This is a genomic window from Sphingomonas sp. C3-2, from assembly GCF_033025475.1.
In the GTDB taxonomy this organism is placed as follows: domain Bacteria; phylum Pseudomonadota; class Alphaproteobacteria; order Sphingomonadales; family Sphingomonadaceae; genus Sphingobium_A.
Map to the genome: position 1 here is coordinate 2769993 of NZ_CP130322.1, position 23016 is coordinate 2793008.

The 23016-nt window shown below is 64.6% G+C and carries 19 protein-coding genes; 8 read left to right on the forward strand and 11 right to left on the reverse strand.

Features of this window, described 5'->3' with window-relative positions; translation table 11 throughout:
• Nucleotides 1–32: 32 nt before the first annotated feature.
• The 6 genes from QYC26_RS13380 to QYC26_RS13405 are packed head-to-tail and all read right to left on the reverse strand — an operon-like array spanning nt 33 to nt 10261.
• A complete protein-coding gene (locus QYC26_RS13380) occupies nt 33–1031 on the reverse strand; it encodes a glycosyl hydrolase family 8 (protein ID WP_317512719.1) in 999 nt (332 codons plus the stop codon).
• Nucleotides 1021–1497, reverse strand: coding sequence for a cellulose biosynthesis protein BcsD (gene bcsD / locus QYC26_RS13385; RefSeq protein ID WP_317512720.1), 477 nt, complete (start codon nt 1495–1497; stop codon nt 1021–1023). The genes QYC26_RS13380 and bcsD overlap by 11 nt, the downstream gene beginning before the upstream one ends.
• Complete coding sequence (locus QYC26_RS13390) at nt 1497–4832, reverse strand: cellulose biosynthesis protein BcsC (RefSeq protein ID WP_317512721.1); 3336 nt, start codon at nt 4830–4832, stop codon at nt 1497–1499. The genes bcsD and QYC26_RS13390 overlap by 1 nt, the downstream gene beginning before the upstream one ends.
• Entirely contained in the window at nt 4825–9186 is a 4362-nt protein-coding gene (gene bcsA / locus QYC26_RS13395; protein WP_317512722.1) for a UDP-forming cellulose synthase catalytic subunit, read from the reverse strand. The genes QYC26_RS13390 and bcsA overlap by 8 nt, the downstream gene beginning before the upstream one ends.
• A 5-nt stretch (nt 9187–9191) precedes the next feature.
• Complete coding sequence (locus QYC26_RS13400) at nt 9192–9929, reverse strand: cellulose synthase operon protein YhjQ/BcsQ (RefSeq protein WP_317512723.1); 738 nt, start codon at nt 9927–9929, stop codon at nt 9192–9194.
• The gene (locus QYC26_RS13405) at nt 9929–10261 is read right to left on the reverse strand and encodes a hypothetical protein (protein WP_317512724.1); all 333 of its coding nucleotides are present in this window, start codon (nt 10259–10261) and stop codon (nt 9929–9931) included. Before QYC26_RS13405 ends, QYC26_RS13400 begins: the two co-directional genes overlap by 1 nt.
• 310 nt (nt 10262–10571) lie before the next feature.
• Between QYC26_RS13405 and QYC26_RS13410 the strand changes: the two genes are divergently transcribed.
• A complete protein-coding gene (locus QYC26_RS13410) occupies nt 10572–11123 on the forward strand; it encodes a GNAT family N-acetyltransferase (RefSeq protein ID WP_317512725.1) in 552 nt (183 codons plus the stop codon).
• 24 nt (nt 11124–11147) lie between these two features.
• Nucleotides 11148–11369: a chromate transporter gene (locus QYC26_RS13415; protein WP_317515073.1), complete on the forward strand. Its 222-nt coding sequence runs from the start codon at nt 11148–11150 to the stop codon at nt 11367–11369.
• A gap of 305 nt (nt 11370–11674) precedes the next feature.
• Here QYC26_RS13415 and QYC26_RS13420 read toward each other — a convergent pair whose 3' ends face one another.
• The 3 genes from QYC26_RS13420 to QYC26_RS13430 form a co-directional block, all read right to left on the reverse strand.
• Entirely contained in the window at nt 11675–12490 is an 816-nt protein-coding gene (locus tag QYC26_RS13420) for an alpha/beta hydrolase (protein WP_317512726.1), read from the reverse strand.
• 85 nt (nt 12491–12575) lie between these two features.
• Entirely contained in the window at nt 12576–13436 is an 861-nt protein-coding gene (locus QYC26_RS13425; RefSeq protein ID WP_317512727.1) for an SDR family NAD(P)-dependent oxidoreductase, read from the reverse strand.
• A 34-nt stretch (nt 13437–13470) separates the two neighbouring features.
• Complete coding sequence (locus QYC26_RS13430) at nt 13471–14403, reverse strand: alpha/beta hydrolase (RefSeq protein ID WP_317512728.1); 933 nt, start codon at nt 14401–14403, stop codon at nt 13471–13473.
• A 154-nt stretch (nt 14404–14557) separates the two neighbouring features.
• Between QYC26_RS13430 and QYC26_RS13435 the strand changes: the two genes are divergently transcribed.
• The 5 genes from QYC26_RS13435 (at nt 14558) to QYC26_RS13455 (ending at nt 18581) form a co-directional block, all read left to right on the forward strand.
• Nucleotides 14558–15622, forward strand: coding sequence for a hypothetical protein (locus tag QYC26_RS13435; RefSeq protein ID WP_317512729.1), 1065 nt, complete (start codon nt 14558–14560; stop codon nt 15620–15622).
• 78 nt (nt 15623–15700) lie between these two features.
• Nucleotides 15701–16594, forward strand: coding sequence for an SDR family NAD(P)-dependent oxidoreductase (locus tag QYC26_RS13440; protein WP_317512730.1), 894 nt, complete (start codon nt 15701–15703; stop codon nt 16592–16594).
• A gap of 4 nt (nt 16595–16598) precedes the next feature.
• Nucleotides 16599–17609, forward strand: a complete 1011-nt coding sequence (locus QYC26_RS13445) for an NADP-dependent oxidoreductase (protein ID WP_317512731.1) — start codon at nt 16599–16601, stop codon at nt 17607–17609.
• The gene (locus tag QYC26_RS13450; protein WP_317512732.1) at nt 17606–17953 is read left to right on the forward strand and encodes a hypothetical protein; all 348 of its coding nucleotides are present in this window, start codon (nt 17606–17608) and stop codon (nt 17951–17953) included. Before QYC26_RS13445 ends, QYC26_RS13450 begins: the two co-directional genes overlap by 4 nt.
• Nucleotides 17946–18581, forward strand: a complete 636-nt coding sequence (locus QYC26_RS13455) for a Dabb family protein (protein ID WP_317512733.1) — start codon at nt 17946–17948, stop codon at nt 18579–18581. Before QYC26_RS13450 ends, QYC26_RS13455 begins: the two co-directional genes overlap by 8 nt.
• Nucleotides 18582–18703: 122 nt before the next feature.
• On the opposite strand, the gene QYC26_RS13460 is transcribed toward QYC26_RS13455, so the two are convergent.
• Together QYC26_RS13460 and QYC26_RS13465 are read right to left on the reverse strand one after the other, a co-directional pair.
• Nucleotides 18704–19777 (reverse strand): hypothetical protein, encoded by a 1074-nt coding sequence (locus tag QYC26_RS13460; protein ID WP_317512734.1) that lies wholly within the window; start codon nt 19775–19777, stop codon nt 18704–18706.
• Nucleotides 19778–19841: 64 nt separating this feature from the next.
• Complete coding sequence (locus tag QYC26_RS13465) at nt 19842–22343, reverse strand: TonB-dependent receptor (RefSeq protein WP_317512735.1); 2502 nt, start codon at nt 22341–22343, stop codon at nt 19842–19844.
• Between the two features lie 239 nt (nt 22344–22582).
• Here QYC26_RS13465 and QYC26_RS13470 point away from each other — a divergent pair, with 239 nt between their 5' ends.
• Entirely contained in the window at nt 22583–22981 is a 399-nt protein-coding gene (locus QYC26_RS13470) for a VOC family protein (protein WP_317512736.1), read from the forward strand.
• Nucleotides 22982–23016: the final 35 nt, after the last annotated feature.

The window sequence follows — 23016 nt, forward strand, 5'->3', positions numbered from 1 at the left end:
GGGCGCGTCAATTGCCGCGCCCCCGCCAGGCCTCAGAGTTCGGCCAGCGCCTTCAGCACCGTCGAATAATAGTCCATGGCGCCGTTCTGCGGGCAGGCAACCGCGCCATCGGCGAGCACGCGCTGGACGACGGCGCAGCCGCCCTCGGAAATGGCATAGGGCGCGGTCTCGCCGGTCTGCACATCGACCCAGGCGGGGATGGGCGCCTTGCGATCGGCATAGCCGCGCCAGAAGCGCGTGATGGTGTCTGCACCCTGTTGTCGCCGGCCCAGCGAGAGATAGAGCGGGATGCGGATCGCATCAAAGCCGAAACGGGCCGGGCGTTCGCGCGCGGGGGTTACGCGGCCCTCCGCATCGATATCGCTCCAGTCGGTGGGGAGCGCGAGCGGACCGGCGCGGCCGTCGATCAGCAGTTGCTCGCCATCCGTAATGAGCTTGCCCCATTGATCGGCACCGTCCGCCTTGCGGAACGCATCGAGCGCGGGCCAGACATAATAGGACAGGTTGATCGTCACCCGATCGGCATGTTCGAACCCGACAAGGCCGGGGAGGAGGATCTGGCGCTTGCCCTGTTCGTGGACAAGGTGGCGGCGGATGTCCCGACGGATCTCGGCGGCGCGGCGCGTATAGGCGGGCTGCCGCCAGCGCGCGCCCGCGCGCATCAGCGCCCAGGCGATGAGGATATCGCCATCGGTTGCGTTGTTGGGATCGGTCACGCCCTTGCCGGGTTCGTAGCGCCACGAAAACAGCGCCTCATGCGGGCGGGCGAGATTGGCCTCAGTCCATTTGAGCAGACGATCAAAGCTCTGCCGATCGCCTACCGCCTCGGCAAGCAGCAGGCCATAACCCTGGCCCTCGCTATGGCTGATCGCGCTGTTGCCGCTATCCACCACCCGGCCTTCGGGCAGGATGAAGCGGGCCTTGAAATCATTCCACACGCTCACGCCCCGCGGCTTGCCCTGCGAGGCGCGCGCGCAGCCCGCCATGAACGCGACGCCCGCGAGCAGAAACGTCCGGCGTTCAAAGACCATGGCGCAGTTCGATCACCTCGGGCGAGGCGCGGAGCAGGCGGGTCTTCAGCGTATCGGCGCTGCCCATCGCGCGGAACCAGCGATCATAGGCGCCTTCAAGAATGGCGGGCGCGACCTTCATCCACAGGCCGGCATCGTCGCCGTCGAGCGAGCCGGGCAGGCCGCGATGAAAGATATCCACGCCCTCATCATCGAGTTCGAGCGTGGCGGTGCCCCAGCCAAGCGCTTCCCACAGCCCGTTCACCTGATCGACGAACAAGTCGACATCGTCGACCTCGGCCATCGGCAGCAGCGCGGCGATCCGCCCGCCGATCGCGTTGAAGAAGCCGCGCGACTGATCTTCGGAGGCGTTTTCATCAATCTCTCCGATAATCGCCGCGAGCAGCGCCGGATAGGAGCGCAGCAGCGGGTAATCTGAAAGGATCGCGATCTCTTTCATGTCGGATTTAATACGTTCAACGAACATCAATCGTTCCCTCCGAGCTGCTGGCGGATGCCCAGCAGGCTCTTGAATTCGTTATAATCGCCGAAGGTGTTGAGATTCAGTTCACCGCCGATCCGGGTGCGTTCGGTGACGCGGTAATAGGCGGAGGCGCCCGCCGCCATGCCGAAGCCGGTCTTGCTGGCGCTGTCGTAGCGCGCGCGCACATCGCTGTTCACGCTTTTGAGATAATCGAGCAGGTCCTGGGCATCGGAGTCCATGGGGAAGAGCGCGGCCGCGCTCTGATCATAGCTCTGATAGCCCGGGGTCAGGCTGGCCGCGATATCGAGCCGGTCGTCCCGCCGCGCATAGCGCAGCGGGAAGCTGACCGAGAGGAAGCTTTGCGGGCTGAAATAGCCGCCATGCCCCAGCGAGAAGAAGTTCTGGTTGTTGGCATAATCCTGATAATTCACGTTGACGCCGAACGAAAGGCTCTGGCGCATATCGCGGTAGAGATTGAGATAGCCGCCGATATTGACCTGATAGCTTTCATTGTCGCGGACATGGGTTCCGTCATAGCGATAATAGGACCCATCGGCGTAAACGCCGCTGCCGTCCTTGTCATAGGACAAGGAAATGCCGCCGCCGCTCTTCATCACTGCGCCCCAGAACACGCCCGGCGTCTGGGTGACGGCAGCGGTTAGCGGATCGCGCGTGCCGGCATAGGAAACCACGCTGTCGGTGACCGGGCGGCGTTCGGCCCAGATCCGCGCGGTGGCGTAGCGCGAGAGACGCGGGGTGACGGTGATCCCCGCCGAAATATCGGTCTTCTCGAACCCGAGCGGGGTCGTGCCGACATCGGCCTGGACGAGCTTGCTGTCATAGCCGACCGAGACCGCGACGCCCGAGGCGTGCTGGGTATCGGCCTGGGCGAGCTCGGAGGGCTGCTGGAGCACGATGCCCGCCGCCTCGGCGAGCCCATTGGTGCCGAACCGCGCCAGCCCCGACCCCGTCGGACGACCGGCGTCGAGCACGACGGCCTTGGCGCGCGCAGAGACGCGGCCCCCGGCGAAATCGGTCGAAACCTGCGCCTCCCCCCCCAGTTCGCGCAACTGGCTGAGCCCGGTTTCGCCCGAACGATCGCGGTAATGGGTGGTGACATCGACGCGCGTGCCGGTGTCTGCGGCGAGCGACTGGACGTCGCGCTCGATCGACTGGAGCACGGGATCGGTGATCGCCTGCCGCGCCGTGGGCGCGAAGCCCGAAGGGGGCTGTGGATAACTTTCCATCGCCATCGTCATCGGCTGCGCGGGGATTGCCACCGTGCCGGGCATGGTGGTTCCCGGAAGGACCGGGAAGGGCGCTGCGGGCTGGCGCTGGCCGAGCGCGAAGGGATTGACGGGCTGCGCCGGGACAAAGGGGTTGGGCGTTGCGCCCCCCGCCATCGAGGCAAAGGGATTGGTGCCGGTAAAGCCGCCGCGCGCGGGGCCGCCCGTTTGCCCGACATAAAGCGCGCGGGCGCGTTTCATGTAGCGGAGTGCTGCGCGTTCATCGCCGCGCGCCTGTTCCATCCGGGCGGCGGCCATATAGACGCTGTAGTCGGTGGGGTGCGCGGAAAGGAGGCGTTCGGCGGCCTGCCGCGCGCGGACATGATCGCCCGCGGCGCTGGCGGCGTCGATGAAGCCGATCATCGCGTCCTTGTCCGCCGGGGACTGGTTGAGCACCATCTGCCAGGTCTGCGCGGCCTGTGGATAAAGTCCGCCCGCCTGATAGAGCCGGCCGAGCGCGGACAATATCTCGATATTGCCCGGCGCGGCGTTCCACTGCGCCTGAAGCACGTCGAAGGCCTGCGCATAATTGCCGCCAAGGCGCAGGCGATCGGCCTGGGTGACGGCAAGAATGGCATTGAGCCGCGCGACGCTGCGCTGCGCCTCGGCCCCGTCGCCCGCGCGTTCGGCCGCGCGCTGGACGGCGGCGGCGGCAAAGGCATCCTGCCCGCTTTTGGCGAGGACGCGGACCAGCGGTTCATAGGCCTCGGGATCGCCGCCGCCTTCGGACAGCGCCTGTTGCGCGATGAACGAAGCGCTGGCGCTATCGCCGAGATCGAACAGCGCATCGGCGAGCGCGCCGCGATTGGCGAGGGTGAGGCCGGGGGTGTCGGCCAACTGGCGGAGCGCGGCCATCGCCTGCCCGCCCTGGCCCTGCGCGGTGAGCGCGCGGGCGCGGGCGATCGCGGCATCGGCCTTGATGCCGAGCGCAAGGCTGCGCATTTCCCCGGTCCGTGCGGATGCGGGAATCCGGTCGAGCAGCGCCTCGGCATCGGTGGGCCGGTTGGTCTGGCTCAGCAGCAATGCGGCGGCATAGAGCGCATCGGGTTCGGACGAACTGCGCAGCGCGCCCATGATCGCATCGGCATCGGCGCGGCGCCCCTGTTTTTCAAGGAAGCGCGCAAATTCGTAGCGGATCCACGGATCCTTTGGATCGGCGAGCATGCCGCGCTGGAACAGCTGTTCGGCGGCGGCACCATTGCCGACCGAGGCCGCCTCAAGCGCCTGCGCGCGGATGGCCCGGGCGCGGACCGAACCCTGCGCCGTGCCAGCACCGCTGCCCGCAGCCTGCGTGTAGAGCCGGGCGGCGTCGGCATAGCGGCCCTGCCGTTCGTAAATCCCGCCGAGCAGATCAAAGGCGGGCGCCTTGTCGGCGAAATCGGAGGCGACGAGCGTTTCGGCGATTTCCTGCGCCTCGGTCAGACGCCCCGCATCGGCGGCGCTTTCCGCCTCGGCCATGCCCGCGAAGAAGCGCGCCGATGCCAGCGCCTCGGCCCATTTGGCGGCGGAGCCGGTGCGCGATGCACGCTGGAGCAGATCGTGCGCCTCGATGAAATTCTGGCTGCGCAGCCGGACGATGCCGAGCCCGCCCAGCGCATCGGCATCATTGGGGTTGCGGGCCAGCGCGGCCTGGAAATGCTGGCCGGCGGCCTTGAGATTGCCCGCATCGAGCGCGCGGAACCCGGCGGCGCGCGCATCGCCACCGCGATCGGGCCGCGCGGGCGTGGGGCGGCTGGCCTGCGTGGCGGGCCGGGGGGCAGTGGGTGTCGGCTGGGCAGTGGAAGCGGGGGCGTTGGGCTTTGCTGCCGGGGTTGGCGCGGGCGCAGGCGCGCGGCTGGGGGCGGCGAGCGCTCGCCTGGCCACGGCATTGGCGGGATCGATCGCGAGCACGCGGCGATAGGCCTGGCTGGCGAGATCGGGGCGCCCCTTGCCCTGCCAGTAACGTGCCTGTTCGAGCAGCGCGTTGACGGCGGGGGTTTGCGCCTGAACGATTGCGGGCAGGGCGGTGGTGCCGAGCAGCACCAGCGCCGCCAGCGTGAGGGATTTACGCATTGTCACTCTCCACAGCGGCCAGGCGTTTGCGTTCCTGACGCTTGAGGACCATGTAGATGGGGCCGGAGACGAGCACCGCGACGATCAGGCCGGACAGCGCCATCAGCAGCGGATGGCGGCTGAACCAATAGGCCATGCGCACCCAGATCGGCAGGTCGCCGACCCAGTAGCTGTCACCCACGGCGAAGCTGGACATGCCGTCGCCGTTGACCACCGAAAGATCGCCCTGCACCTGTGCGTTGATCTTCACATCGGCAAGCCCGTCGACCATCAGCGGCAGGCTGACCGGATCGGAGGCGAGCAGCGCGATCACCGTGCGCTTGGCGGTATAGGGCGACTGGAAGCTGGCGATGCCCGCGAAATTGTCGGTGGCGTAGAGGAACGCGTCCGCCTCGGCCGGCTTGCGGCGGAAGGGGGAGAAGAGATCGAACACGCGGGCAACCGGCGTGCGTTCGGCCACGCGCAGGCGGCCATCCTCGAAGCGGACCGGGCCGTTGCCGAAGAGATCGCCCAGCTGGGCGAGCTGGGTGCCGCCGATGACCAGAATATCCTTGCCCGCAAGCTGACCTTCATTGGCATGGCGGGTGACGGTTATGGAGGTTGTCGGCGCGCCGGTGGAATCGCCGAAGCGCCCCATCAGGCCGAGAAACGCCTCGACCGTGGCGGGGCTGGGATTTTGCGCCATCACCACCGCTGTTTCGCCAAGATCGGGCTTCACGGTGAAGGGGTAGCCCGCATTGGCGAAGGTTGCGAGGTCGGGCATCATCAGCGCGTGATAGGCGTGCGTCAGATCGATCGTGCTTTCGGGCAGGATGCTGGTGCGAACATTATCGGGCAGCGTGCCTTCGCACTTCTTCTTGTCGGCGATGATCAGATTATAGTCGAAGACCAGCTGGTTCTGGCCGAACAGGTTGTAGCGCGGGAGGACGACCGAGGCCTTGGAGGTTTCCGAGGTTGCGGCCTGACCGCCGGTCATCCGGCTCCACCAGCTGTCACCCGAGAGCTTGAGCGTGCGCAGATAATTGGCGTTGATCGAGACATCGAGCCGCGAGGCGCGGCGATCGAGCCAGGGCGCGGTGGGATAGCGATAGGCGAGGTTGAGCGTGGCGCCCTGACGCGGCCAGAAGAAGAGATCGGGCGCGACGCGGAAACCGGCCGAAAGCGGCCCCGGCGGCAGGCCCATGCCCTGAAGCGAATAGCCGTCGACGATTTCGCCCAGACGCACGGCGCGATCGGTGCGCAGCCAGCGCGGCGCGCTGTAGCGCGGATAGCTGGGGATGCGGACTCCGTCGACCGAGACCTGCGCCCCGGCATAGACGCCCTTGCCCGAGGCGAGCGCGGCGGCGGCGAGCTTCAGTTCGCGGTCGTTGCGGCCCATGACGAGCAGCAGCTCGTTCATCGGATCGGCGGGGTTCTTGATCACCGCGATCGACGCGCCGGTGATGTTGGCGCTGACGCCTGCGACCGGGCGACGCGGGGTGAGGAAGACCACCGCATTGCCGCGCGGCAGCTGCGCATAGGCGGGCTTGAACGAGAAGCCGCGATAGCTGGCCATGCCGCCGAACCATGAGGCAAGGCTGGCGGCGGCCTCAAGCTCGCCATTGCTGGGCGCGCCGGCGAAGACGAAGGGCAGTTTCAGCGGAAGGCTGTCGAACCGATCGAAAAAAGGCGCGGGCAGGCGGGCGAGATTGGGGGCGAGGCCTAGCGTCTGGACCGAGAGATCGAGATAGGAGCGGACATTGCTGATGTTCGCCCAGAGCGAGCTATGGAAGGGATCCTCGCAATCGCGCGCATAATGGCCGAGGAAACGCAGGTTGAGCTGGTTGTCGCCGGGCAGGAAGAGCGCGGGGTTGATCGGGATGGTGACGATCTGGCCCTCAGCGGCGGCGGGATCGAGCTGGATGATGCGGGCGACCTCGCCGTTTAGCATCACGACGAGCTGACTGAGATCGCCGAGCAGCGCGGGCGAATGCGCGAAGTTGAGCGTCAGGCTGGCATTGGTGACGACCTGATCGTTGCGGACGCCGAAGGGAATGCCGACCTCGCCGCGCGTGCCGGCGAGGCGGATGGCGTTGTTGACGCGCAAATCCTTGAAGGTGATCCGCTGGCGCGAGGCGCCGGGTGCCGTTGACGCGGGGATCGCGGCCACGGCGTCGCCCGCGGGCGCGGCCGCCTTGGCCTGGGCCTGTGCCGGATCGGCGGTGAGGCCGAGCGCGCAGAGGAGGAGCGCCCCTGCGCCCGCGATCGAGGACAGGCGCCGCTTGCGCCGCCGCGTGGCGGGGGCGGTGACGATGCGGCCGATGGTGCTGCTGTCGACCGCAACGATGTCGCGGATCGAGCGGACGCCCGACACGCTTTTTTCGATGCGCGTGCTTTCCCATGCATCGGCGCGGCCCATGACCGCGCGGACGAGCAGGCGCGCGCGGGCACGGTCGAGCGCCTGGAAGCGGACCTGCGCCATGCCGCGTTCCATGCGCAGCGTATCGACCGGGATGGTGAGCGTGTCGCTGCCCATCGGAATGGCGATGTCGGTTACGGTGCGGCCCTGCAGCGCAAAGCCTTCAGGCATGCGGGCGGCGAGACCGCCCATCGAGATATTCTGCGATTTGCCTTCGACGACATAACCATCCTCGAAATAGAGGGTCACCGGCATCTCCACATTGATTCTGATATGCTGGCGCGTCTGGCGGCGTTCGCGCGCGACCGACACGGCGGCAAGAAGGATGAGCAGGCTGAAGCTGGCCCAGGCGGTGTTGAGCAGCAGCGTATCGCCCTGGATGTTGAACAGGTGCGGGAAGAACAGATATTTCACGACGCCGAAGGCGACGCCCAGCGCAAGCAGCGCGATCGTGATCAGGTGCGGCTTCACGATCGAGAAATCGAAATAGGTGCGATCGAGCAGCCCCCCCTTGTCGGTGACGTTGAACTTGCCCTTGCGCGGCTGGAATAGCGTCAGCACCGTCGGCCGCACGAGATGGAAGGCGAGCAGCGTTTCGTAGATCTCCCCCCAAAAGGGGCGCCGGTCGCCACCCTGGATCCGCTCGCTCGACTGCATCGAGACGAAGAGATGGGGCAGCGCATAGGCGAAGATCAGCGAGGCCGAGGCGTTGATGATGTTCTGCCCCGCGATCAGATAGGCGAGCGGCGAGGTAAGGAACACGATGCGCGGCAGCGGAAACTGGAAATGGAGCATCGCGTTCAGATAGCAAAGCCGCTGTTGCCAGCTGAGCCCGCGCCCGAGCAGTGGATTGTCGATCCGGAAGATCTGCGTCATCCCGCGCGCCCAGCGGATGCGCTGGCCGACATGGAGGACGAGCCTTTCGGTGGCGAGCCCCGCCGACAGCCGGACGCCGATATAGGCGGTGTTCCACCCCATGCGCTGGAGCTTGAGCGCGGTGTGCGCGTCCTCGGTAACCGTTTCGCCGGCAAAGCCGTTGGTTTCTTCCAAAGCGTCGCGGCGGATGACCGCGCACGACCCGCAGAAGAAGGTGGCGTTCCACAGATCGTTGCCCTTCTGGACCGCGCCGTAGAACAGATCGCCTTCGCCGGGCATGTCCTTGTCGATCGACAGGTTTCGCTGCACCGGATCGGGCGAATAGAAATGGTGCGGCGTCTGCATCAGCGCCAGTTTGGGATCGCGCTGGAACCAGCCCACGGTGAGCTGGAGAAAGGCGCGGGTGGGGACGTGATCGCAGTCGAACACCGCGATCAGTTCGCCGTCGGTCTTGCGCATCGCGGCGTTGAGATTGCCCGCCTTGGCATGAAGATTGTCGGCGCGGGTGAGATAGCCGCAGCCCGCCGATCGCGCGAAAGCCTGAAATTCGGGGCGGCGTCCGTCATCGAGGATGAAGACACGGAACCGGCCCTCGGGATAGTCCATGTCCATCGCCGCAAAGACCGTGTTCTGAACGATCTCGAGGCTTTCGTTATAGGTCGGGATATAGACGTCGACCGTAGGCCATTGATCGGGATCGCCCGACACCTCGACCACCGGGCGGTCGAGCGGCCAGCTCGTTTGCAGGAAGCCGAGGGCGAGGATGACCCATGCGTAAAGTTCGGCGAGATAGAGCCCGCTGCCGAGCAGCGCGGCGGGCACGCTGTCGAATTCGAGCGTCGTCGTCGTGCGCCAGAAGATATAGCGCGTCGAGACGAGCAGCGAGAGCGCGGCGATGGTGAGCGTCGTGCGGCGGCTCTTCACCCGGCCGATCAGCATCGCGCCGACGATCGAGGCGATCGCGAAACTCCACTGCGAGCGTTCGTCGAGCGGGACGGTGACGACCACCAGGGCGAGCGCAAGAACGGTGAGGGCGGCAAGCGCAAGCAGCGCGGCACGCAGGCGGGACGGTATCTGCATGGCGATCAGGCCGGGGTGACCGCGTTGATATCGGCAGGTGCCGACGCCCGACCGATGCCCAGCCGCGTTTCGACGGTGTCGGTCAGCCGGTCGAGATCGACGCGGACGATGCTGGACGGCGCGAACTTGGCGATCGGTTCGAACATGGCGAGCGCTTCGTTCACCGCCTCGTCGCGGTGGACCGTGCCGAGCAGCGCATCACCCATCAGCTGGCGGATGAAGCTGTGGCTGTGGCGTGAGAGGCGGCGCGTATCGTCGAGCTGGTTGAGGACGAAACCGGTCTTTTCAAGCTGGGCCGTGGGCACGCCGGGTTCGACCTGGGTGAGCGTGGCGAGCGAGGCGGGGAAGGGCAGCAGCGAACAGATATGCAGATCGCAGCGCGCGAGCAGCAGCGATTTGAGCTGGAGCGCGCCCGAGGGCACATCGACGAGGGTGATGCGCAGAGGATCGAACACCAGCTTGTCCGGGCGGGCGAGCATGTCGAGAAATTCGCCCTCCTGCGCGATTGCAAAACCGTTCATCACCTCGACGCCGTGGACGACCATGGTGTCGTCCGCGCCGAAATGCATGCCCGTGAGTTGCTGGCTCGGCAGCATGTTGAAATGGAGCTTGAGCGAATCCTGATGGGTGAAATCGATCGCGGTAACCTGATGCCCGCGCTCGGCCAGGCGCATCGCGAGGTGCGCGGTGAGGAAGGTCGTGCCGACCCCGCCCTTGGGCGAATGCATGAGGATGAGGGGCATCAGTTCTTTCCGGACAGGCGATCGAGATATTTGCGCATGTTGGTGCCGCCCGAACGATCGGGCTGTTGCGGCTTTTCGGCATATTTGCTGAACAGCCCGGCGCCGGTGGCGGCGGGGCGTTCGGGCGCGCGCTCGGCCCGGTTGGCGCGCGAGCGGACCTGCACTTCGGCCGCGCGCAGCGTGGGCGCGCGTTCGCCGGTGACGCGTTCGTCGGTCAACAGCGCCTCGAACATCGGCCACAATTCCATATCCGCGAACGGATCGGCAAATTCGTGGTATTTGAAATCACGGCGGCTGAGCCGCTCGAGTAGGCTTTTGGCGTCCTGACGCATACGACCGTTCCTGGTTGATCAAATGGCAAGTTCGGCCGTTAAGTTTAAAAATTCATTATTTTCGGCTCGGTTCGTCGCATTTTGCGACGTGTTTTAACCATTGGCTGTGTTCGCCCCTTTCAGCACATCTGGGCGATCGCTGGCAAGTTAATGGTGTTAATTAGAACAATGCACTCTGACCCGGCGGGAACTGGAGCGGCTGGTGCGGGGTTAGTCGCAGAGCGGATCGGTAGAACTACGCATTGTTAATCGGCGTGGGACACCGCATCGCTGCGACACCGGGTCTTATGACAAGCAGAGGTTTTCCGACATGTCGACAACGCCGCACGATCCCGCCCCGCACGCCCATGCCGGCCGACCCGAGGTTACGCTTTCGACGCGGTCGGGGATCGCCATTCGCGTGCGGCCGGTGCGCCCGACCGACGAGGCGGATCTGCGCGCGCTGCTCGAACATATCACCAGCGACGATCTGCGTTTTCGCTTCCTCTCTGCGGTCCCCCATGTGGGCGATGCGCAGATTGCGGCGATGCTGAGCGTTGATCATGTGACGAGCGAGAATTTCCTTGCCTTTGAAAGCGATAGCGGCAAGCTGGTGGCGACCGCGATGATCGCCGCCGATGCCGAGCTGTCCACCGCCGAGGTCGCGATCTCGATCCACCGCGATTACAAGGGCAAGGGGATTGGCTGGTCGCTGCTCGACTATACCGCCAAATGCGCGCGCGAGCGCGGGATCGGCAAGCTCCAGTCGATCGAAAGCCATGACAACCGCGCTGCGATCGAGCTGGAACGCGAAATGGGCTTCACGACGCGCCCCTATCCGGGCGACCCCACGCTGACACTCGTCGAGATCTCGCTGAAATAGGGCCGGGCCTGCCGCACTGGCTGTATTGTCGATGCCACCTTTCGCGGAGGGATCGCGCTCGCCGGGCTGCTGCCCGCGCCGCTCGTCATCTTCGCGACATTTGTCGGCTATGTCGTGGGTGGGCCGCTCGGCGCGGTCGCGGCGGGGATGTTCCTGCCCGCCTTCGCCTTTTCGCTCATATTGTTCGAACGCCTGGAGGCGATCGTCGCCGCCGGGGCGCTCATTGGGGCTGTGATGGCGCTGTAGGAGGCGGGCGGTGGCACTTACTCTTGCCTATTCAGCCGTTGATTTATTCCCAACCCGTCCGCTCTCTTTCATTTTGAGCGCTTCTTGTAGGCGCTGACTGCAATGTCAACAATGGCGAAGAGCGGCAAAATAATTATAGCCGAAATCAACATGGACCGACTTGAAGTTGTTTGTCCAAAAATGATCGGAAAATTATAAATTGCTATCGCTAAAAATACTGTTGTCAATAGTATAGTTAAAGATCGTCCTTGTGTAATTTTGTCAGTTCTCTTTTAAGATGGTTGCTATCGTAAGATGATTTCATGTCATTTTCTAGGGTGGTTCAGTTTTGTCGTTTTTATGAATTCTGCGATCAGCCGCAGCACGTCGTCCGGCTTTTCGCGGTGGGGCATGTGGTGGCAGTTTTCGAGCAGCACGGCGCGCGCCGGGCCGGTGGCGAGCGCGGCGATGCGGTCGGGATGGGCGCGTGAGCCATATTCGTCGTGGTCGCCGTGGAGGGCGAGCAGCGGGCAGGCGAGGCGGCGCAGGCTTTCGTCGAGCGTCCAGTTGGCAAAGGCGGGGGAAAGCCAGGTCTCGGTCCATGCGTCGAGCACCCAGCGGGCCTTGTCGCCGTGATAGCGGGCGAGGCGATCGAACTGGCCTTCGTGCTGGAAGGCGGCCTTGGCGGCTTCGATCCCCGCGATCGTCCTGTCCTCGACAAATGCCTGGGCGGCGAGCGTGATCACCGCCTCGGTGGCGGCGGGGAAGGCCGCGCCGCTGGCGACCGCCATGCCGCCGCCCACGCTGTGGCCGAGCAGGATCATGCGGTCGATCGCGAACTTGTCGCGGATATGGGCAAGCGCGCGCAGCGCTTCGGCGCCGACAAAATCGGGCTTCAGGATATCGGGGTTGGGATCGGACCTGCCAAATCCGAGACGGTCATAGGCGAGGACCGAGCGGCCCGTCGCCTTGACCAGTTGCGCCGGAAAATCGCGCCATTGCTCGACCGAGCCGAGGCTGTCGTGAAACAGGATGATGGGCGCGGCCTGATCGGTCCTTGCGCCCTGCCAGCGGCGAACGAAGAGGCGTCCGTACGGAGTTTTGACATGGGTGTCGTCATGCGCGGGGGCCGTCATGGCCATGGTCTATCAAAACCAGCCGATGATGGAAGTATGTGATCAAACCAAATGGTCGCGGTGGCGTGCCTGCCACCGCGACCAATGGCGATCAGGCGGCGTCGATGAGCGCGCGGGTCTGTTCGCTCAACTGCGGCGCGCGGCGGCTTTGCAGGAAGGCGATGCGGCCGGCGATCATGTCATCGGTCATCTCGGGCTGGGTGGAGACGAAGAACTCGCCCGCCGCCACCTGTTCGAGCATCACGCGCGAGGCCTCCGCCAGATCCATGCCGTCATGCGCCATATAGTCGCGCATCGTGCGGCGATGCGCGGCGGCGGCATCGTTCTGGCTGTCCGCGCCCGCGCCGGCCTCGAAGATGCTGGTGCGGACCATGCCGGGCAGGATCGAGGCGACATGGATGGGCTTGCCGGTGAGTGACACTTCAAGCGCGAGGCATTCGGTGAACGACTGCACCGCGTGCTTGGTCATGATATACGCGGTTTGCAGCGGCATCTGGCCGAAGGCGCCGATCGAGGCGAGGTTGGCCACCCAGGCTTCCTTGCCGGAAGCGAGCATGCGCGGCATGAAGGCGCGCACGCCGTGCACGATGCCGTGGATGTTGATGTTGAGCGTGCGTTCCCACCCCTCGGTGGGGATTTCCCAGGTATAGCCGATGGTTTCGATACCGGCATTGTTGATGAGCAGCCGCACCTCGCCCCAATGGTCATAGACCGTGTCGGCCAGCGCATCGAGCGCGGCGGGGCGCGAGACATCGGTGAGCACGGGCAGCGTCTCGGCCCCCGCCGCGCGCAGTTCGCGGTCGACCGCGTCGAGCCGCTGTTCGTTCACCTCGGCCAGCGCCACCTTCATGCCGAGTTCGGCCGCGCGGCGGGCCAGCCCGAGGCCGATCCCTGCGCCCGCGCCGGTGATCACGGCCACGCCGCCTTCGAATTTTTCCCGATCGATGCTCATCTGTTCAATCCTGCTCCGTTGTTCGTCGTTCTCATTATGCCAGTTGCTGCTTCAGCCAGAAGGTGGCCTCGGCCATGGCGCGGTCGGCACAGTCGATCACGCCGAGCCACGACACGAATCCGTGGACCATGCCGGGGTAGCGGCGAATGTCTGCTGAAACCCCTGCTTCCTGCAAGCGTGCGCCGTAGCGTTCGGATGCATCGCGTGTCGGGTCCATCTCCGCCGTCACGATGAAGGCGGGGGGCAGGCCGACATGGCTTTCGGCGCGGTAGGGCGATGCCCAGGGGTGGTGCTGGTCGGTTTCGGGCACGCGCAGATAATGGTGCCAGAAGAAGAACGAATCGTCGCGCGACAGCAGTGCCGCATCGGCGAATTCGATCGAGGACGGGGTGTCTTCCGACGGATAGTTACACGCGCCGTAGATGAGCAATTGTGCGGCGATGGCGGGGCCGTTTTCGTCGCGCGCGCGCAGCGCAATGCCGGCGGCAAGGCTGCCGCCCGCGCTGTCGCCGGCCACCGCGATGCGCGCGGGATCGGCGTTGAGCTCTGCGGCGTTTGCGGCGACCCAGAGCGTGGCGGCCCAGCAATCGTCAACCGCAGCGGGGAAGGGGTGTTCGGGCGCCAGCCGGTAATCGACCGAGACGGTGACGGCCTGCGCACCATGGGCAAGCCCGCGCGCAATCATGTCCTGCGTGTCGAGATCGCCGACGACCCAGCCGCCGCCGTGGAAATAGACGATGATCGGAAAGGGGCCGGGGCCCTCGGGCGTATAGATGCGTACCGGCAAGGCGCCGCCGGGCCCGGCGATGGTGCGATCGGCAACCGAGGCGAGCGGAACGGCGAGCGGGGGAAAGGCGGTGGAGGAGGTGCGGACATAATCGCGCAGTTCGGCAAGGGTGACGTTGCGGACGCCGGCAAAGGCGGGCGCATGCGCGAAAAACTGTTCGAGCTGGGGGTCCAGGGGCATTTTCTCTCCTCTCATCTGCGATGCATGGGCACCGTCTGTCGTTGTCGTGAATAAGTATGTGGGCAAATACTTACAAGTGGGAAATGGCCGAAATCCCTTGAGGTGCGGCGGTTTCCATGTAAGTAAGTGTGCGACCATTTAGGAGTGGATAGTCATGAAAAATGATCTTGCCGCAGCGATGCGGCCCGTTGCCGACCCGCGCATCCTTGATGAGGTTTACAAGGGCGATCAGTTCGACCGGCTGGTTGGTGTGCTGCGCCGCGAGGGCCCGTGGAAGATGATCATCGCGCAGCATTTCGCCTCGGCCGAGGAAGTGGTGGCGACGATGTCGGGCGGGCTGCCCGAGGGGACCGAATTGTCGTTCGATTCGTTCCTGACGCCCAATTTCCGTGGTTACCTCGCCAAGGGCGGCACCTGCCTTTACCCCGAGCTGGACGACTGTTTTTTCAACAGCGCGTTTCTGGAGCAGGTGCGCCAATATTGGGGCGCGCAATATGCGCGTCCGGAACAGCTTTTGTTCAATCTCCAGGGGCCGTCGGGCAGCCATGATCCGGCGCATCTGGATGCGACCTCGTTTCGCGGGATCACGCACCAGAACACGCCCATTTGGCTGATGAACACCATGGCGAAATCGGGCCTGTTCAAGCGGTGGCTGCACAAAAAGGCGCAGATCATCAGCTGGTTCTACAAGGGAGCAATCGGCGGGGGCTTCACCTATTGGCCCGAAGGTCCGCAGGCCGCGCCCAAGCGCTTGGCCGCGCCGATGTGGAATCGCGGTGTCGTCGTCCAGAACGAGATGATGTTCCACCGGGGCGAGGCCAATGGCCCTGAGCATCTGCGTTTCCCCAAGGGGCTGGCGTTCGAATCGGTGATGCGCGCCGACCCGGGCGTGGCCGATGGCTGGCAGATCCTGACCGGCGATCGGGTGATCCAGTCGCTCCCCGCTGAGGAAATGCGCTTCCTGTTCCACTGGGGCGCCGAAATCTTTGCCGATCTGGACGAACTGCGCATGGTGCTCGACCATAGCGACGACCTGAGCCACGATCAGGTGTTCGACATGTTCATTGCGGATATGCGCGCGCGGGGGCTGACCTTCGAAGTGCCGACCGATCCGCTCCATGATGTAGGCTTCATCCGTCTGCTCAACGCGACCTATGATCTGGGCCGCCCGGCCCAATATCCGGCGGAAGCCCCCGGCCCGCAGATGATGGCGGCTTGACGAACGCGGCGCCGGACGCTCCAAGGGCGCCGGCGCCTTGCGTCCAACGATATTATTAAAAACTGAGAGGAATTCGAATTGGAACAGGCCCCTGATATTTCGGGCAAGGTGGCGCTCGTCACCGGCAGCAGCCGTGGGATTGGCCGCGCGATCGCGCAGCGACTGGCATCCGCCGGCGCAACGGTGATCGTGACCGCACGCTCGATGAGCCAGCCCGTCGCGATGCGGCGATCGGGCGCCGAGGCGGTTCCCGGCACGCTGGACGAAACGGTGGAACTGATCCGCGCCGCGGGCGGCAAGGCGATTGCGCTGGCCGCCGATCTGGAAAACCCGGCCGACCTCGAAACTCTGGTGGCGCGCGCGCGCGATGCGGGCGGGCGGCTCGACATCCTCGTCAACAATGCGGGTTACGCCGCCTATGCGCCGGTTGCCGAGATGACGCTGGATGCGTTCGACCGCAACATCACCCATTATCTGCGCGTGCCCTTTGCGCTGTCGTCCGCCGCGATCCCGATTTTCAAGGGGCAGGGCGGCGGCTGGATCGTCAATATCGGGTCGTGCACCGCGCTGCCGATCCTGCGTCCCTATCAGGATTATGCGAAGGCGGGGGTCGACACGGTCTATGCCTCGGTCAAGGCGGCGCTCCACCGTTTCACCCAGGGGCTCGCGGCCGAACTGGTGGACCATAATATCGCGGTGAACGCGGTCGGCCCGTCGACCGCGATCCGCACCGAAGGGGCAGCCGAGCTGATCCCCGAAGAATATCCGACCGAAGATGTCGCCTATCTGGCGGAAACCGTGCTGGCGATGAGCCACAAGCCCGCCGCCGAGCGGACCGGGCTGGTGGCGTTCAGCATGCACTTCCCCTACGCGCAGGACATCGAGGTTCGTAGTCTTGATGGAAAGACGGCGCTGCCGCGTGCCGAGCCGCCGGCATGGTCGCACCCTGGTATCAATGCGGCGGGAGAGTGAGTTGATGACCGATCGGATGAATGCGCTCGTCCAGAACGAATTCGGTGGACCCGATGTGCTCCATATCGAGCAGATCGAGCGGCCGAAGGCGGGCCCGGGCGAAGTGCTCATCGAGATTGCCTATGCCAGTGTGAACCCGGCCGACTGGAAGACGCGGCAGGGCATGCTTTCGAAATACATCACCTATCACTTCCCCTTCGTCCTCGGTTTCGACCTTGCCGGACGCGTGGCGGAGGTTGGCCCCGGCGTGCAGCATTATGCGGTGGGCGATCTGGTGTACGGCACCTCGCAGCAGGGCATGGGCCGCAACGGTTCCTATGCGGAATATACGACCGCCTATGAAGCGACGCTCCAGCCGCTGCCCAAGAGCGGATCGCTGAAGGAAGCGGCGGCGCTGCCGACCGCGGGGATCACCGCTTATGGCGGGCTGGTCGATGTGGGCGAGCTGAAGGCCGGGCAGACCGTGCTGATCAATGGCGGTGCTGGCGGTGTCGGCACGATCGCGATCCAGATCGCCGTGGCGCTGGGCGCACGCGTGGCCGTGACCTGCAGCGCGGGCAATGCCGATTATGTCGCCAAGCTGGGCGCGGAAAAGGCGATCGATTACCGCCAGGAAGACGTTGTCGCGGCGGTGAATGCCTGGGCGCCGGGCGGGGTTGACCTTGTTCTCGACGCGGTCGGGCAGGGCTCGCTCCTCCCGCGTGCGGGTGAGATCGTCCGCAAGGGTGGCCGCTATGTCGAGATCGAGACGCTGATTTCCGAGGCGAGCGAAGGCGAACGCGCCGCCGCGCGCGATCAGGGGTTCGAGATCCTGTCCAACATGCAGGCGATTGCGCGGCTGCCGCAGCAGTTCGAAGGGCTGGCCAAGCTCTATGCCGAGGGCAAGGTGCACGTCGCCGAACTGACCGAAGTGCCGCTGGCCGAGGTGCCCGAGGCGCACCGCAAGGTTGAACAGGGGCATGTGCGCGGCAAGATCGCGATTGCCGTCAACCCCGCACTGGAGCCGGGCGCATGACCGAGACGACGCTCTTTGTGATCGACGAGTTCGACGTTCTGCCCGGACAGGGCGAAGCGTTTCTCGATCACTATATGACGCACTATGCGCCGGGCGCCGAAAAGCGCGGCATGACGCTGGAACGCGTGCTGGTGAGCCCGCCAATGTGGCTGGACGACCAGTCGAACACGCTGGTCATCACCTGGACGCTGCCCAATGTGGGCGCCTGGTGGCAGATGAGCTTCATGGGCCGATATGACCCGACGGTGGCCGACTGGTGGGAGGGCGCCGACAAGATGGTGTCGCGCCGCACGCGCAAATTCGCCTCGGCAAGCAATGACGTAAAGGGACTGTCCAATGTTTAGGGTTACGCATCTCGTCCACCTGAACGAGGGGGCGGCCGATGCCGACAAGGCGGCGGTTGCCGAGGCGCTGCGCGCTGTGGCCCCGACGACGGCGCAAGCCCATGCCGCACCGACCCTGCCGGGCGTGTTCAACGGCGGCGACGTGATGGCGCACCATGCCTTTGCCGACAAGGCGGCATGGGACGCGGCCAAGCCGGCGTTCGATGCACTGCTGGCGGGCGGCAATATCCGCCATTTCGACCGCGCGGGCTGTGCCGCGTCGCTGGTCGACGAGCGGACCGAGGAACTGGGCAATGGTGTGTACCGGGCGCTGTTCCTTGCGGTGAAGCCGGGTGTCGATCCTGCGCGGCAGGAAACGCTCGAATATGAGCTGAGCCAGATGCCGCACTATATCAAGTCGATCCGCAACTGGCGGCTCAGCCGGGTGGATGAAGCCGCCGGCGCGCGCGGCTGGACGCATGTCTGGGAACAGGAATATGCGGACATAGACGGGCTGAACGGCCCCTATATGATCCACCCCTATCACTGGGCGCGGGTGGACCGTTGGTTCGATCCCGAATGCGAGGACTGGATCGTCGATACGTTGCTGTGCCACAGCTTCGGCCCGTTCGAGCAGCGGGTCGTCTAAGGCGCACCGCCGCACATGCCGAGAAGGGAAGCCGCCGCGAGGCGGCTTCTTTTTTGCGCGATAAAAAAAGGCCGGCGGGGCATGCCCGCCGGCCATCAAGGGGGTGGGAGAGGATTTCCCGTTTAACGTCGATGCGACGATACCGGCGCTTCCGCCGGATAGTGGCGCGGCGGGCCGCAATCATAGGCGGCGTTCAGCGTCTTGATGAACTGCGCGTCGCGCAGCGGATCGGTGGGCGTTTCGATCGCGATGCCGCGCGCGCGGACATCCTTGATCAGCGTGTCGAAGACGCGGTCATAGGTAAGATCGTCCGAGTGATCCATGTTGCGCTTGAGCTCGGCAAAATCCTCGAACACCTCGGCCGACCAGTGAACGAGGAAGCGTAGCGCCCCGGTGGGGTGACGCGCGATGACCTGGCCGTTGGTGGTGATCTGCCACATGCCGGGATCGGAGGGATCGCCGCCGAAGACGGAGTTGAAGGCGAGCCCTTCGGGATAGCGTTCGGCCACCGGGCCATTGGCTTCGCCGCGGTGGACCATCATCTCGTTCTGGACGACGACGCCGCGGTTGTAGATCGGTGGCAACAGGCGCTGGGGCGCGTTTGCCGGGCCATCCGGCCAATAGGTGAAACCGCTTTCGGGGCAGTTGGACCACCAGGTGATCACCTGCGCCATCTTGATCAGATAATCGGTGAACAGACCCGATTTGCCCATGACGCTGCACAGCCAGGTGGGCGCGTTTTCATAGCGGATGCCGCGAAAGCTGGGGGAATCGAGATGCCCCGGATCATAGTTCGCGCAGGGGCCGTTGATGTTGAACAGCATCATCTGCGGCTTGGCATAGGGGGCGTTCCAATAGGCCTTGGCGTGATCGATGAACTGCTGGTTGTAGAAGATGTCGGCGATCTCGGGATAAAGCGCCGTCGAATGATTGGCGTAGAAGCCCCGAAAGGTGGGGGAGAGGAACATGTCGAGCGAGGGTTCGACGCCTGCGGGCATTGATCCCATGGCGGTGGCGATCAGTTCCTCGGCCGAATTGAAATGCTGCGCGATGATCAGTTGCCACGGCCCCTGATCGCGCACCACGCCGAGCAGCCGCTGGCGCTGATCCTCGGTATAGACATTGTCGAGCACGCGTGGCGGCGCGACCGGGCGCAGGATGTTGGAAAGATGCAGCGCGCGCTGTTCCATGTTCATGATGTCGTTCCTGCAAGCAGTTAAGGAGCGGGAAGGCGATCTGCCCTCCCGCCCCGATGGTGTGTCAGTTGCCGAAGCGGTAGCGCAGCGAGGCGCCGTACATGCGCGGTTCGCCGTACATCGACGAGGTGGTGCCCATCGCCTGCGAATAGCCCGAGGTGATGCTGGTTTTGTACACCTTGTCCGTCAGGTTGTTGACGAAGAAGCGCGCGTCGAAGTTCGACCCCAGCACGCTGTTCCATTCGACGGCGAGATTGAGCAGCCCGTAGGACGAGGTCCAGGCATAGGGATCGTCATTGGGCGTAGTGCTGGCCGAATGGTAGCGCTTGCCGAGCCACGCATAGTTCAGGATGTAAACGATGCTGCCCTTGTCGTCGTTCATCGGCATTTCGAAACGGCCGCCGATGTTGAACTGGTGCTTGGGCGTATAGGCATAGGGGATGCAGCTGAGGTCGATGCTGATCGACTGGCCTGGCAGGAACGGCACCGCCTGTGGCCCATCGCAGCTGTCGATCGTGCGGATCAGCGGGTCGGCCTGAACATCCATGTGGAAGTCCTTGTACTTGCCGTCGGTGTACGAATAGTTCGCCGTCAGCTGAACATAGCGCGACGGCTGGACCATCGTTTCCACCTCGATCCCCTGCACCCGCGCCTTGCGCGCGTTAAAGGTGATCGCGCCCTGATCGAGCCCCGAAGCGTTGAGCCCGCCATTGGGATAATTGTCCGCCGCGGCGCGCTGCAGATCGGTATAGTCGAGATGATAGGCCGACGCGTTGAAGCGCACGGGCACATCGGCGATGCGCAGATCCGACTTGATGCCGATTTCGTAGCTGGTGACGAATTCGGGCTTGTAGGTGAAGGCGGTGGGGCGCGGCGCCGCATAGTTGAAGCCACCCGCCTTGTATCCGCGCGCGACCTTGCTGAAGAGCAACAGATCCTGCGACACCTTGTAATCGAGCCCGAGCGTCCAGGTGATCGGATCATATTTGTTCTGCGCGGCGGCATTGGGGTAGGCGAGGAAGTTCGCCGAGATGCGGCTGCCCGTCACCTTTTCCCAGGTCTTGCGGATGCCGCCGGTGAAGCGCACGCCTTCGAGTGCGGGGGAGACCGCGCCGAAGTTGAACGTGCCCTGCGCATAGAGCGCGGTGCTGCGCGTCTTGATGTTATAGGTGGTGATCGGGCTGTATTGCAGCACGTTGAACGAGGCCATGCCCTGAAGCCCTTCGGGCTTCTGATCCGAATAGAAGGCGCCGACCACGGTTTCGAGATCGCCGTTCAGGAAATTGCCGTGCAGTTGCGGTTCTTCGGTGAACTGGCTGAGATTGGTGACGAGCGAATGTGCGCCGACCGGCCCGGCTTCGGGCAGCGAGGGCGGGACGACACCCGGCAGCTGCGAGATGAGCGCGAGGATCGAGCCATCGAGATCCCACGCATATTGCTGCTTCATCCGCTGATAGGCGATGACGTTGCGGAAGGTGAGCGTGTCGCTGAGATCGGCGCTGAAGGTATCGGCGATGCTCCACACGCGCAGCTTGCTGAACTGATCGACGTCAAGCGCGGTGCGGCGCGGGCCGAGGCTGCGCGCATAATTGGCAATCGCCTGCGCGGTCGTGGGATCGAAGATGTTGGGATTGGTTGGCGCGAAGGTGAGGTTCGCCGCCAGCGTCGCCACGTTCAGCGTGTTCGGATTGATGTGATCGAGCATCAGCGAACTGCCATTGTCGTGCGACTTGGTATGGTACGCGACGAGATAGTTCTCGATGCCGTCCGCGGGTTGCCAGAGCACGCCGATCCGGCCGGTCCAGTAGTTCAGATCGTCATAATCCTTGCCCGCATGGCCTGCGCTGGCGCCGGTGGGGGTGACGATATAGCCGAAGGGGCCGGGACCGGCATCCTTGGTGAAGCCGTCGCGCTTCACATATTTGCCGGCGACGCGGACGGCGAGCTTGTCCTGCACGACCGGGATGCTGAGCGCGCCTTCGACCTCGCGATTGCCGTAATTGCCCATCTGCACCTGGGCATAGCCTTCGAAGCGGTGTTCGGGACGGCGCGGGCCGACCAGCAGCGCGCCGCCCGTGGTGTTGCGCCCGAACAGCGTGCCCTGCGGACCGCGCAGAACCTGCAGCGAGCCGACATCGAAGAAATTGCCCGGACCGCCCTGGTTCGCGATGATCGCGCCCTGGATCAGCGGCACTTCGGAGAAATAGGTGACCACGCCGACGGGCGCGAGATAGGTCTGGCCCTGACCGCGGATGGTGATGCTTTCGGCGTTGCGCTGTGTGCCGTTGGGGCCAACGACGAGCGAGGGGACGCGGCCGAGAAGATCCTGCGCGGTGCTGATATTCTGTTCGCGCAACTGTTCGTTGCTGAACGCCGAGATCGAGACGGCGACGTCCTGAATCGCTTCCTCGCGGCGGTTGGCCGTCACGATGATGTCGCTGAATTCAACGCGCTCGCCTGCCTGTTCGGTGGTTGCGGCGCCATCTTGTGCGTGGGCCTGAACCGGCACCAGCGCAAGCGCCGTCGATAGCGCGACAAGACTGCAATTTCTGATGTGAAACGCCACTCGGCTTCCTCCCTGCTCCATCCGCGGCATCATGGCCGCGATTTTTGTTTGCATGTATGTGGGCGGCAACTTACAAAACTTTCTGCCATGTGCAAGAGGAATGGTGTGGTGAAATTTTCGGGCAGGGGCGATCCTGCCGAATCTCGCCTGACGTTTGCGCATGGTGGTCTGTGAAGGCACGGCAATAGCCTGTAATGCATGACCATTTTGGCCATTGATAAAATTGAGGGGAGTTCTGGATGGCGGATAAATTCGGGTTCACGAAGTTGCTTGTGGCGGATCTGGAAAAGAGCGCGATCTTTTATAAAACGGTTTTCGAACTGACCGAATTGGCGCGCGTGCAATCGTCGATCACGGGTCGCGAGATCAGCGAGATCATGTTCAATCCGACGGGTGAGGGTGCGGCGACGTTCGTGCTGCTGACCTATGTCGGGACCGAAAAGCCATCATCGGAGGAAGTGATTCTCGGCTTTATCACCGAGGACCTCGAGGCGCTGCTTGGGCGCGTGACGGCGGCGGGCGGTGCGGTGACGCAGCCGATCAAGGCGATGCCCGAACATGGCATCAAGGTGGCCTTTGCCACGGATCCCGAAGGGCATCTTCTGGAACTGGTGGAAATGCTCGGCGCGCATGGCTGAGCAGGAAGGGTGGGGGCTGTGGCCCCCGCCTCGAC

Bases quoted from the DNA above. Each gene is read 5' to 3' on its own strand.
- QYC26_RS13460 (WP_317512734.1), bottom strand. From the start codon at position 19,777: ATGAACATGGAACAGCGCGCGCTGCATCTTTCCAACATCCTGCGCCCG.
- QYC26_RS13390 (WP_317512721.1), bottom strand. From the start codon at position 4,832: ATGCGTAAATCCCTCACGCTGGCGGCGCTGGTGCTGCTCGGCACCACC.
- QYC26_RS13420 (WP_317512726.1), bottom strand. From the start codon at position 12,490: ATGGCCATGACGGCCCCCGCGCATGACGACACCCATGTCAAAACTCCG.
- bcsD (WP_317512720.1), bottom strand. From the start codon at position 1,497: ATGTTCGTTGAACGTATTAAATCCGACATGAAAGAGATCGCGATCCTT.
- QYC26_RS13470 (WP_317512736.1), top strand. From the start codon at position 22,583: ATGGCGGATAAATTCGGGTTCACGAAGTTGCTTGTGGCGGATCTGGAA.
- QYC26_RS13400 (WP_317512723.1), bottom strand. From the start codon at position 9,929: ATGCCCCTCATCCTCATGCATTCGCCCAAGGGCGGGGTCGGCACGACC.
- QYC26_RS13405 (WP_317512724.1), bottom strand. From the start codon at position 10,261: ATGCGTCAGGACGCCAAAAGCCTACTCGAGCGGCTCAGCCGCCGTGAT.
- QYC26_RS13435 (WP_317512729.1), top strand. From the start codon at position 14,558: ATGAAAAATGATCTTGCCGCAGCGATGCGGCCCGTTGCCGACCCGCGC.
- QYC26_RS13450 (WP_317512732.1), top strand. From the start codon at position 17,606: ATGACCGAGACGACGCTCTTTGTGATCGACGAGTTCGACGTTCTGCCC.
- QYC26_RS13455 (WP_317512733.1), top strand. From the start codon at position 17,946: ATGTTTAGGGTTACGCATCTCGTCCACCTGAACGAGGGGGCGGCCGAT.
- QYC26_RS13425 (WP_317512727.1), bottom strand. From the start codon at position 13,436: ATGAGCATCGATCGGGAAAAATTCGAAGGCGGCGTGGCCGTGATCACC.
- QYC26_RS13380 (WP_317512719.1), bottom strand. From the start codon at position 1,031: ATGGTCTTTGAACGCCGGACGTTTCTGCTCGCGGGCGTCGCGTTCATG.
- QYC26_RS13430 (WP_317512728.1), bottom strand. From the start codon at position 14,403: ATGCCCCTGGACCCCCAGCTCGAACAGTTTTTCGCGCATGCGCCCGCC.
- QYC26_RS13445 (WP_317512731.1), top strand. From the start codon at position 16,599: ATGACCGATCGGATGAATGCGCTCGTCCAGAACGAATTCGGTGGACCC.
- bcsA (WP_317512722.1), bottom strand. From the start codon at position 9,186: ATGCAGATACCGTCCCGCCTGCGTGCCGCGCTGCTTGCGCTTGCCGCC.
- QYC26_RS13410 (WP_317512725.1), top strand. From the start codon at position 10,572: ATGTCGACAACGCCGCACGATCCCGCCCCGCACGCCCATGCCGGCCGA.